This is a genomic window from Corallococcus carmarthensis, from assembly GCF_003611695.1.
Classification (GTDB): domain Bacteria; phylum Myxococcota; class Myxococcia; order Myxococcales; family Myxococcaceae; genus Corallococcus; species Corallococcus carmarthensis.
Map to the genome: position 1 here is coordinate 1 of NZ_RAWE01000453.1, position 1299 is coordinate 1299.

General features: G+C 67.9%; 1 protein-coding gene and 1 pseudogene. Both read right to left on the bottom strand.

Features of this window, described 5'->3' with window-relative positions:
- Window positions 1–1115 (bottom strand): IS66 family transposase (gene tnpC / locus D7X32_RS44390; protein ID WP_244239528.1); only part of this gene is annotated, 1115 nt, incomplete at its 3' end.
- A 30-nt stretch (window positions 1116–1145) separates the two neighbouring features.
- A pseudogene (locus tag D7X32_RS47925) lies at window positions 1146–1283 on the bottom strand (DUF6444 domain-containing protein); the annotation flags it as partial.
- Window positions 1284–1299 lie beyond the last annotated feature (16 nt).

Genomic DNA, 1299 nt, shown 5'->3' on the forward strand with positions numbered 1-1299 from the left:
CCGTGGAGATGGGCTTCAAGGGACGCAGTGAGAGCGTCGAGCACGTTGCGCTCCTGCTTCCTGAGGCTCATCACGGCCGTGAGGATGCGCTCGACGAAGCGGCTGCCGTCCTCGCTCTGGGTGCCAAAGCTCGTCTTGCGCCAGATGACCGCATGGCGCAGGTCCCTCTCGGCGAGGTTGTTGGTGGGCTCGACGCCCTCGGTATAGACGAACGTCCAGAGAGCATCCTTGAGCTTGAGGATTTCCCTGGCGGTGCCGGCCACCGGCTTCGGGCACACCTGCGCGGCCTCCGCCAGGAGTCGCTCCACCTCGCGCATGAGCGGGCGCATCTTGCGCTGGAAGGTGGCGCGCTTCAGGAGCCCATCGCGAGCCAGATGCCACCATTCGAAGAGGACGAAGACTTCCGCCAGCAGTCGCTCTCCCAGCCGCTTCGCCTCCCCTCCGCGCTCGACGAAGCCTTCGAATTCGCGCACCAGGTGCGCCCAGCAGACCTGCCGTTTGAGGGCGTGCACCCAATTGTAGGCACACCACCTGTCGGAGATGAGCGTGCCCCGAAAGCCCTGGCCCAACATCGTCTGGGCGACGGCCTTGCCGCGACTCTTGACGATGAGAAAGACAGCCACCGTCGCGGTGCTGGCGACCCACAGCCAGGCGCGTGCATGCTTCTGCCACCAGCCGGTTTCATCCTGATGCACGGCGGGCTGCGTCTGGACGTAGGCGCGCGCCTCACTCACGGCAGCCGCGAGGGCCTGGCTCACCCACTGCTCGAGGTTGCTGACGCTGCCGAGTGCCAGCTCCACGCCCAGCACGTCCTCCAGCAACTCCTGCACCAGCCGCTTGGACAAGCGCAGGCGCCCGGTGCAAAGCGCGATGAAGCCCGTCAGGCGCGGCCCGAAGTTGCCCTCGGGTACGCCCGCCGGCAGCGGTGCGCAGCGCCAGGCATTACAGTCAGCGCACCAGCCCGCGTGCAACTCGTATTGCCTCACCTCGGGCACGATGCGCGGCAACTCCACCACCTGGTGGATTCGTGCGGGAGGCGTGCTCGCCAGTCGCAACAGGGGCCCGGTGCAGCCCGTGCAACGCTCCGGTGCGGGCACCGCAACCACCTGCGTCACCTTGTCCGCAGGCAGCAGCTCGCGCTTGCGGCCCTTATGTCCGGGCTGGCCTCCGGGCTTACGCCCCGTCGGCTCCGACTTCCTGGGCGGCGTACCGGGTGGGTCCGAGGACGGAGGCTTCGAGGAATTGCGCGAGGTACTCCGCAGCCGCGCCTCCAGCTCTGCGATGCGAGCCTCCTGCTGC